Raw genomic sequence first — 10010 nt, 5'->3', positions numbered from 1 at the left:
CCAACACAGCATTGAATTTGCGGAAATTATCTGTCGGGAGGACAGGATTCGAACCTGCGACCCCGTGGTCCCAAACCACGTATTCTACCGGGCTGAACTACCTCCCGAACTGTTCTCTTTATTCTATCCCGCCCCGAGGCGGGATCTTCGAAAATCTATTACTCGTTTCGTCGCAATGATTTTCTACGACCGGGCTGAACTACCTCCCGAACTTTCTTTTCCTGCCACCGCCGCCAGGGCAAATGCAGAAAGGGTGGCAAAGGTAATGGAAATGATAATCAATTCCCAAAAGAGACTGAATTCTTCCTGAAAAATTTCTACAGTGGTTGCTTCTCTTACCATCTTACCATCTTACTATCTTACTATCTTACTTTTTTACCCCCTACCCTCCTACCCTTACCCTTTTATTAAAAACCAGCTTCCCGCCAACATATACCTTTAAATAATAACGTTGTGCCGGACGGTACGACAGATCGTAAGTAAATACACCTTCTTTCAGTTGTTCGTATATATGTTCTTCTATTACCTGGCCACCAGGATCAGCAACTAATTGTACCGTTACTTTTTGCGGACTATTGCTAAAATAATCCATCGTGGTTTTACCGCTTGTACGCGTTGGAAATACGCCAACAGCGGGCAGGGCATCCGGTAAAGCAAGCGCCGTGGTATCGGCCGATACTTCAAAGCTATAATAGATCTCACTTCCAAAATCGGAATCAAAATGTTTAAGCAATTGTCCTTTAATATTCAATAGCCTGGCAAACCCCCTTCCCCCACGGGTATTGAACCAGAATTCCAGCCCGTTATCTGCCGTATCTTTTAATACCAGTTCATAACATCCCGGTGCCAAATGAAGCGTATCCCTGTAATCGGTTTCCGCTTCTAAGGTACCCAAAGCTCTTTCATACATTGTTTTACCATCACTGCTGCGTACAATATACCCGTTTTGCTGCGGCTGGTTATTGGTGCGTAAATGAAATACCAGCGCACTGCCATGCACAGCTGCTTTTGTATATACGGTATGCATGGTATTATCGCTGCTGTTAGCGTCTTTTTTTTCATTGGGTGCAGTAAGCGATACGGTGAAAATGTTTTCCCCTGCATTGCCAGGTATTGTGCCGGGAAGCTCAATTTCAGTTTGCCGGTTAAACAACAGGTTGCCCTTCCATACGTATCTCCGCTTGTTAAAACCCGTGGTACCATATTCAATTACACATTGCGTAAGCGGCTTGCTGCCCATGTTCCGGATCACAATTACGGGATTAACACAGGAGGGGTTTTTACGAAGATGCGTTTTTGAACCGGTGGGTACCACAATATCTTCAATGGCCACATCATGCTGCGCCGCCGGCTTTTTATATTGAATAAGATAGGCGCTGATGCGTTCATTGGCGCTGGGGTTGGCAGTAACATAGGGTTCCATATTCATATCTATCGTATGTTCCACGCCGTTAGTAACAGGCAGATCAAATACATCGGGCTGCTGCAGGTAACCGGGGCACCAGTAGGCACGGTCTATGAGCCAGGTGCCCGCCTGCGGGTATAAAGGATTATCGCCACATTTTTTCCAGATATTCCTTTTGTCTATCATTTTCCCGTCGAACCACAGTTCGCGGTAGCGGCTGCAAAACTCGCCGCAACCATTGGCATCCATACCATGCCCTGTTTGAAAAATAAGGATACGGGCATGCTGTGCATTTTTTGCGGCAACAAAAGAAACCGGCTTTAAGTTTTCCTCAATATGTTGCGTACTGTCGCCGTAAGGAAAGCTGCCATCATATAATTTAAGAATAGAAACGGGTTCCAGCACCGGTTTTCCTTCAATGATCTCAAAGGTTATGGTAATCTTCCAGCCCCTGTCGTCATTCGGTTCATAACCCGTATGCTCGTATTCAATTTCAACGCTGTCTCTCAGCAACAAGCTAAAATCGGTAATGTCCGATTTCCAGTCAAAGCTCCAGTCCTGCCCAAACGCCCCGCCGTAAGGTGTAAGCATTCTTCCAACAGGATAATCTACAGACGGGCTGTTAACCCCTCCTTTTCTGCGGATATAAATATGATCTAAGTAATCCCAGTCGGCACAACGCAGCGAATCGGGGCAGCCGAAAGTAACCAGCAGGTTAATTTTGCGTACCGGCACTTTTGCCGAAGGAAATACCGCCCACTGCCGGTAGGCTTTCACACCTGTAGCCGGGTCAGTAACCACTATAGTCTGGTTGTGTGAAACAACGCGTATAGTGTCTCCTGTTTTTGACCAGAGCAGGGGAATGCTGCAAAATATAAGTGCAAGGGATAATAGAATTGTTTTCATATTATTTTTTTCTTTTTTTTGCTTGCCCAAAAAAGAAACAAAAAAAGGCACACGAAAACCCAGCCTGCCGGCTGGCAGGGATTACTGCCCGTTTTCGTGCTTGTTCCCTGATGCGACTTTTGTACTACTGTGATTTCAGCAGCAGGAAGTCTATTGCAGGCATCTCATTCAACACGCTAACTTCAAATCAATCCTTTTTCTATTTTCAGAAACGATGCACAAACTTTTAAAAGTAATCTCTTACTGTAATCAAAACATCGTAATCCCAAAATATTCTATTTCGTGCATGCACGCTATCTTAGGTCAACGCTACCACCTTGCCGGTATGTACCGATTCATCGCAGGCAAAGGCAATACGCAGGCTGTTCACGGCATCTTCAATATGATCGGTGAGATCAATGTTTTCATTTATAGCTTTCTGAAAATAAAGTTGTTCGCGGTCGCACAATTCCTGGTGGCCGGGCTCATCTTCTAAGTTGATCCATTCATCTTCCTTTGCGAATTTTTCATCCGCGTCTAATTCTGCATGATGCACCAGCAACGATTCCGTTTTGGTATGCGCATCAATAGAATCGGATTTACCGCTTCCTCCCGCTGTTTTGGCAACAATGGATACCGAGCCTTTCGGACCAATTACATCTTTTACAAAAAAAGCCGTTTCACTGATCATGGGGCCCCACCCTGCTTCATACCATCCTACCGATCCGTCTTCAAAACGGATCTGTAGCTGACCGTAATTATAATTTCCTGCCGGAATTTCTTCGGTTAGCCGCGCTCCTATAGCATATACCTGCACCGGTTTTGAGCGGGTCATCTGGCACATCACATCAATATAATGCACACCGCAGTCAACAATAGGGCTCAATGATTTCATAAGATTGCGGTGCAACGTCCACATTTTTCCGCTGCTTTGCTGGTTCAGGTTCATCCGTATGGCCAACGGCTTACCCAGCTTATGCGCTTCTTTAATAAAACGTTCCCACGATGGGTGATGCCGCAGGATATAACCCACTACTAATTTCTTTCCCGTTTTGCGGGCAACTTCCGCCACGCGTTCCGCGGCAGCAACTGAATCGGCTATAGGTTTTTCAACAAAAACATGGCAGCCGCTTTCCATTGCTTTTATAGCAAAACGTTCATGCGTATCGGGATAGGTAGATATGCATACCGCATCAGGCTTTGTAGCTTCCATGGCCAGGTCAAAATCGTTATACAGGTCATAGCCGCCACCTAATTTCTCATTCAATATTTCTTTAGTGCTCCCCCCTGAAACCAGCCCGCAAATTTCAAAACCATCAAGATGGTGATAAGCAGTTGCATGAGAGCTTCCCATATTGCCGCAACCAACTACTAATACGCGTATGTTTTTTGTGCTGTTAACCATAAATGAAATGATATTTATTTTGTAAAAATAACTGACCCTGTTTTTTAATTTCTTAATCTGAACAGCATTTGTACTGTATTTTTTTATGAGCCCGGTTTCAGTACTACTATTAAACCCAGTTGCCCGTCCGTACCGGCACGGGCGGGCGTCGCACGCTTCAACGTTCTGTTCACTATTGGCCTGCCCCACCCGTCTTTTACTTATTCACCAAAAAATGTACAACGCGACAGGCATTCCCTTTTGAATCTTTGTTCTTTTGAGCAATGATCTCCACCTTCAATACATGTTTACCGCGAGGCAAACCATCAGCCAGAACCAAATACCAGGGCAAATGCAATCCCCCGCTCCACTGTGTGTACATATCAATGGTTTTGGCCGGCTTTCCATCCACTGTATATTTTATCATTCCCGCATCCGGCCCGGCCACAATGGCAATACCCGCCGCATTTCCTGTAAAGGTAAAGCTAAAAGAAGCACCGGGGTGGCCCGCTTCAAGCACAGGCACATTCACAAATCCTGCTCTTGTTCCCACCTCGTCTTTGGGCTGCCAGCCCGGGGTAACGGAAAACCCCTTCAGCACAGTGGCTTTGTCTACACTTACATATCTTCCATTATCATAAGCTGATTTATATTGGGCAACCGGAAGTTTTACAGGTGTTAATCCTTCTTCTTTATACTCCGCGCCTGCCTTTTTTAAAAGTGTTTTAATGGTTTGAAAATAAATTTCCTGTCCAAAAGGAGAAGGATGCAGATCTTTAAAATCATCCTTCCATGTAAACTCTTTATTAGCAATCCGCTGCTGCACTTCCTGTGCAAGGTTAAGAAAAGAAAGCCGATAATGCTTTGCCACCTGGTCGTGTAAAGCTACTTCTGCAGGTGTTTTGCCACTTTCATAGTCCCTGATCTTGTCTTCGTCTGCAAAAGCCATCAATACAATATTCATGTAAGGATTAGCCGTAAGCGCATGCCTGATTATGCCTTCCATTGCTTTTTGCTGTTGTGCTACAGGGGTTTGATTGGCCAAATCGTTTACCGCCGCTTCTACAAACAAAAGGTCAACTTTTCTCTTACTTAAAACATCTGTTTGCAAACGAAAAGCATGCGGTACGCTTCCCAAAGATGCAATGCCCGCATATATAAAATGAAAGGTTGTTTGAGGATAAGCTTCCTGCAGGTATTGGGCTGTCTTATCCTTCCAGCCGGGGTTTTGTGTTATGGAGCCACCCAGGAAAGCAACGGTCAGCTCCTTTTTTTCTTTAACCTGGTAAAACGTATTGTTCAGGCTGCCATAGCTATGCACAAATTTTTCATTAGTAAGCGTTTGCTTTAAAGGGATCGTATGATTGAAAATAAAATCCGCATATTGTTCCGGATCTTTAATCGTAAAATGATGTCCCACATCATTTACACCTTCCGTCATATAATCCACGCGAATTTTGCCTCCATACTTTTTGTAATTCTTTTCCAGTATTGCTGTATTTTCAGCCAGTGGCACAATGCTGTCTCTTTCACATACCACGTGCACAACAGGCACTTTAAACGCGGCCAGTGTTTCTAAGTGATCAACCGGGTTATCGGCAAAAGCCATAGCCTGCTCTTCTGTATAATGATATGCTTTGAATAGTTTTTTCCAGTCGGCATCGCTGCCCCTTCCCTTTCCCTTGCCACCGGGCCAACTCTTAATGTCTAATACAGGTGCTTCGGCATAAATACAGCTCACCTTACCTGGATTCCGTTTAGCCCATGCATATACATACAGTCCGCCGCGGCTTACGCCTTCCAATGCCGGCTTTTCTGCAAAACGTTTTTCGCGTATAAGATAATCGTAAAATTTATCCCATACCTGCATGGCTTCCGCACTGCCAAACATATCACCACAATCAACATACGCGATATGGAAGCCACGTGCTAAAAGAATGCTGTCCATATCGGTATGCCAGTCGGGGAAATAGGCACGCCATACCCACGGGTTTCCCGGCAAAGCCTGTTGCGGCGCCACAATACGCGCCTGCCTTCCCTCAAAAATAAAACTGTGTTTAACAAAGCCATGCCATGGGCTTTGATCCGGCCCCTGCTGCGCAAACACAGATGTGCAGGCGAAGATGCAGAGCAATAATATGTTTCTGATGATCTTGTTCATATCTGGAAAAGTGGTGAATAGTCAATAGTGAATTGTGAATAATGAAAAGTGAGAAGTGAAACATGAGAAGAAGCCCCTTTCATCGTTCCCTTCCCGTCTATCGTTTCCCCTGCAACTTGTAACCTATGGCCTTGCAACCCGTACCCTGTACCCTGTAACCTGAAACCTCCTCTCCTACTTCGTCATAAACACCCACTCCACTTTATTATAATGAAAAGCCTTGCTTTTAGGTAATACCACCGAACCTTTTAAAACAGCTTTCTTATCTTTCTTTACCGACAATAACGCCCTGGCATAAGCGCCTTTTTCATAGTCAAAGGTTTCGCCATCATCATCATACAATTCTATACTGTTTTCCGCATGTCCGTAATGTCTTACCGTTAAAGGTAATATTTCATCCTTACCCGGCGTATGCAATACCGGCGGGATCATTGGAATAAGGGCTCCTTCTTTTACGAACAAAGGAATGTTTTGAAGTCCCGGTTCAATTTGAATTATAGCGCCATTACCTGCAAGCTTGCCCGTATAGAAATCGTACCAGTTGCCTTTAGGCAACACTACCTTTCTTGTTTTTTCACCGGCAAACATCGGCGCTACCAATATATAATCACCCAACATGTACTGGTCTTTAATATCCTGCTTTATGGCTGTTTCATAAGGGTTGTCGGATGAATTCAAATTTCCCCTTTCTGCTTTCGCATTAAAAAGGAATCCTTCTTCTAAATTCATGGCCCGTACCGGTGGTTTTCCTTCAAAATGATATTGCGCGAATGCATTGTACAGGTAGGGTAGCAATTGCATGCGCAGCAGCATTACCGATTTCACTTCGTTGGCCACATCAGCAAAAGTCCAGGGCTTGGTACCATCCGCCCATGCATTGAGCATAGCCATAGGAGAAAAGCAAACCGACTGCATGCGCCGCAGCCATTCTTCCGCTGTTTTGGACGAACGTGCTTCCGGCGTCCACAGCACGCCTATAAAGCTGCTGTTGCATAAAGCCGTAATGAAATCGCGGTGATTGTAATAATCATTATAGATCACGTAAGGCAAAGAAGGCGCGCCTGCATTGGAAGCCCGCGTTAACCCGTAAGTACGCTGATTTTTTTCGCGGAACCACTGGTCGCTCATTTTCTGAAACTGCAACCCATATACCTGGCGCATTTGCTCACCGCTCAGCCCGGAAGGGAATTTAGCGCCATCGGGCCAAAGCCATACATCGTAGCCATCTGTTTCATCTACTTTGTACCCCGATACGCCGATACCGAGATGCTGCTGCGAAAAAAGTTTTTTATACAGATCCTGTACCGGAGGTAGCGTAAGGTCGGGTACCACACCAGCCCAAACGGTATGCGTACCGGTGTAGGGTAGCACATCTTTGTAAATGGGTGAATGGGAAGATATATATGGGTTGATCCACAGGTTTACCCTAATATTTTTATCTAATAACCCCCGGACAAATTTTTGCGGCTGGGGAAAGCGAGCGCTATCCCAAACGAAATTATTAGGATAGGAATAGGTTTGCCAGCCAGGCTCCAGTCCTATAAAGCTTAAAGGATATCCTCTTTGTTCAAAAGCATCCACTTCTTCCATCACCTGCTTATCTGAAAAAAGTGTTGGGGTACGTTGGGTAAAACCCAGTCCCCACTTGGGTGGCAATACACCTCCGCCGCAAAACAGATTATAACGTTGCACCACTTCCAAAGCATTGCTGCCTGCAAAAACATACACTTCTGTTCCAGGCGCAGGCACTACTATCTCCACTGCATCGGAGTAAGGCTGCGGATCCCAGTTGGACTGGGTATTGCGGTTCATTTCCTCCGGCGGGCTTTTACTGTCTTTGCGCACGGCTATGCCCGCGTACACTTTAATGCGACGTGCGGCATTGATCAAAACCCCGTAGCCCTTATCGGATATATATAGCGCAACAGGCGCATGGGTACGGCCATCATCTTTTCCGCCATAATGATCTACCTGCAATTCCTTAATGGTGCCTCTTTGCTGAACCGATTTAAAATTCAATCCCAATCCAAAAAGCTGTTCTTCTTTTTCCAAAGGAAACCGAAGCAGGGTCTTTGCATCGAAAATTTCGTTTACACTTTGCCGTAAGTTTGCCGGAAAAACCGGCTCACCCAGCTTTGCAAGCGCCTGCTCATTGGGCTGTATACCGGCAATGCTTAAAGGGCTTATCTCTTCCGGAACACCTGCTACAGCTTTCCATACGCCCGGCGCCACCTGCTGCCATTGCAAAGATTTTTCCTGGGCGCTAACAACAATACAACCAAAAGTTAAGCTTAAATAAATCAAATACTTCATACTGGTGGTTTATGGTTTCATAATCTTTCCCCGTATCATTCAAAAATTTGAAAGATACTAAGCAAGGGATTATCAAACGCTATTATTTTTTAAGGTAAGCCGCCAGCACCGGCGCCAGCTTATTATAGCCCGCCGCATTAGGATGCAGTCCGTCGCTAAAAAGATTTTCATCAATTTTACCGGAAGCCTTAAGGAATACCCGGCCGGGGTTAATATAGGTAACCTTCATTGCCGCTGCCAGTTTTGTAATTTTTCCATTGATCTCCCCCACTCTTTTTTCCATATCTCTTCTTGGAAATATACCAGAAAGCAGTATGGCTGTTCCCGGCTGACGCAGTTGAACGGCTTCCACCAACAGTTTCAATCCTGCTATTATTTCTTCATTGGTATTGATGGCCAAATTATTGGTGCCGATCATGATCACCACGTGCTTTGCGGTATATCCGTCTAATGCACCATGGTATACCCGCCATAGCGCATTTTCTATCCTGTCCCAGCCAAATGCCATATTCCTGAGATCCAGTGGCGCCAGGTAGCGGTTCCACGAATCTTCTCCCCTTACAATCGGGTCTTTGGGTTCACCCGCCCAGTAATGAATAATGGAATTAGCGATAATTCCATTACGGGGTGGAGATTTTTTATTGAGTTCAATGATGGCATTGTGTCTTCCACGCCAGTTGTACCCGTCGCGGGTTTGTATAACAGGCTGCGTAGTACTGTATGCCGGGTTTGCAGGCTCATGCACAATTTCGCGGATGGCTTTCGTGTATGCGTCGGCGTGCTGCTTCATGCCCAGGTCGGTGGGATGGCTGCCGTCTACGGTTGAATTAATATCCATACCCAGCGCAGTACTGGATAATATATAGATATTTTTTACACCTTCGCTTTTTAGCTTCGCAAAGGTTTGCTGCAATACCTTTGTTGATCTTTCACAATCCTCCACTCTTTTAGCATTGATGATACCCGAATGGGAGCCCAGGCTGTGTTCAACCAATAATATGGGTGTGGAAGGACGTTTATTCTGCAAGCCTTTCACAGATTCCCTGATTTTATTTTCCAGTTCTTCATCGGGAACACCTACCAGGTTAGGCAAACAATCGAGCACGTATATTTTAGCGTCAATTTCTGTCATCAGGTCAATCACCGGCTTTTCTAATCTTCCATTACCTGAAAAACCGAGATTGACTAAGGGATAATCCAACTGCCGTTCTAATATAGCCGTCCATGCCATGCCGGGCCGGGATGCACAACCGCCCTGGGCTATAGAAGTGCCATAGATCACCACCGGCTTTTCTTCTGAAAGCGGCATTGGGATAAACGTATTTCCTTCCGGAACGCCAATTTCCATCCAGCTAACGGCATTGTATAGGGGAAGGAACAGCCTGAATTCGCAATCCCTTCCTTTAAATTGCGTGTCTGCTTCTATATTGGCATACCGGTAGGTTATCGTATCAGAAAAATTATATTGCCCCGGCGCCCACACCCAGTTTCCACTATGGTCAATAGCATACAGGTCTACTCCACTCACTCCGGTAGCCGGCATATGCGGCATGGCGAAGTTGCCTGTTGAAGTTACGCCGTAGCGAACCACAATGTTACTTGCATTCGTTTTGAATTTAATGTACAGTCCAGCGCTGTGCCGCGATAAATTCCATACTTCTTTTCTTACGGTTTGTTCGGCTCTAGCGGGTAAGCGGTCGTAAAAGCTTTTCACTTCCTTTGGCCATGCCTGCCCTTCAAGAACAGGAAAGGCATTGCCGGCAGGGTTCCACCAGGTAATGGTTTCTGTTGTTTGCGCCGCGGCTTTTTCAGCTATTAAAAAACAGATCAGTATCCCAAACAGGTATTTTAATTTCATACTC

The 10010-nt window shown here is 45.5% G+C and carries 6 protein-coding genes and 1 tRNA gene; all 7 read right to left on the bottom strand.

From position 1 onward, the window contains the following. Window positions 1–33 precede the first annotated feature (33 nt). A tRNA-Pro gene (locus PLE34_RS15465) sits at window positions 34–107 on the bottom strand. Between the two features lie 76 nt (window positions 108–183). Continuing rightward, window positions 184–342 (bottom strand): hypothetical protein, encoded by a 159-nt coding sequence (locus PLE34_RS15460; protein WP_324558402.1) that lies wholly within the window; start codon window positions 340–342, stop codon window positions 184–186. A 40-nt stretch (window positions 343–382) separates the two neighbouring features. Beyond that, window positions 383–2311, bottom strand: coding sequence for a peptide-N-glycosidase F-related protein (locus PLE34_RS15455; RefSeq protein ID WP_324558401.1), 1929 nt, complete (start codon window positions 2309–2311; stop codon window positions 383–385). Between the two features lie 298 nt (window positions 2312–2609). Next, window positions 2610–3695 (bottom strand): Gfo/Idh/MocA family protein, encoded by a 1086-nt coding sequence (locus PLE34_RS15450; RefSeq protein ID WP_324558399.1) that lies wholly within the window; start codon window positions 3693–3695, stop codon window positions 2610–2612. Between the two features lie 196 nt (window positions 3696–3891). Continuing rightward, window positions 3892–5835: a GDSL-type esterase/lipase family protein gene (locus tag PLE34_RS15445; protein WP_324558398.1), complete on the bottom strand. Its 1944-nt coding sequence runs from the start codon at window positions 5833–5835 to the stop codon at window positions 3892–3894. A gap of 174 nt (window positions 5836–6009) precedes the next feature. After that, window positions 6010–8148: a TIM-barrel domain-containing protein gene (locus tag PLE34_RS15440; RefSeq protein ID WP_324558396.1), complete on the bottom strand. Its 2139-nt coding sequence runs from the start codon at window positions 8146–8148 to the stop codon at window positions 6010–6012. 82 nt (window positions 8149–8230) lie between these two features. Continuing rightward, window positions 8231–10006 carry an SGNH/GDSL hydrolase family protein gene (locus PLE34_RS15435; protein ID WP_324558394.1) on the bottom strand — a complete coding sequence of 592 codons (1776 nt, stop codon included), beginning with the start codon at window positions 10004–10006 and terminating at the stop codon, window positions 8231–8233. Between the last annotated feature and the right edge of the window lie 4 nt (window positions 10007–10010).

This window comes from Agriterribacter sp., from assembly GCF_035445465.1.
In the GTDB taxonomy this organism is placed as follows: Bacteria; Bacteroidota; Bacteroidia; order Chitinophagales; family Chitinophagaceae; genus Agriterribacter.
Note: the sequence above shows the minus strand (reverse complement) of the source record. Positions and strands in the feature narration are given on the sequence as shown.

What these genes read in the sequence shown, in the direction of transcription:
- PLE34_RS15460 (WP_324558402.1), bottom strand. Translation starts at nt 342, where the DNA reads ATGGTAAGAGAAGCAACCACTGTAGAAATTTTTCAGGAAGAATTCAGT.
- PLE34_RS15455 (WP_324558401.1), bottom strand. Translation starts at nt 2,311, where the DNA reads ATGAAAACAATTCTATTATCCCTTGCACTTATATTTTGCAGCATTCCC.
- PLE34_RS15450 (WP_324558399.1), bottom strand. Translation starts at nt 3,695, where the DNA reads ATGGTTAACAGCACAAAAAACATACGCGTATTAGTAGTTGGTTGCGGC.
- PLE34_RS15445 (WP_324558398.1), bottom strand. Translation starts at nt 5,835, where the DNA reads ATGAACAAGATCATCAGAAACATATTATTGCTCTGCATCTTCGCCTGC.
- PLE34_RS15440 (WP_324558396.1), bottom strand. Translation starts at nt 8,148, where the DNA reads ATGAAGTATTTGATTTATTTAAGCTTAACTTTTGGTTGTATTGTTGTT.
- PLE34_RS15435 (WP_324558394.1), bottom strand. Translation starts at nt 10,006, where the DNA reads ATGAAATTAAAATACCTGTTTGGGATACTGATCTGTTTTTTAATAGCT.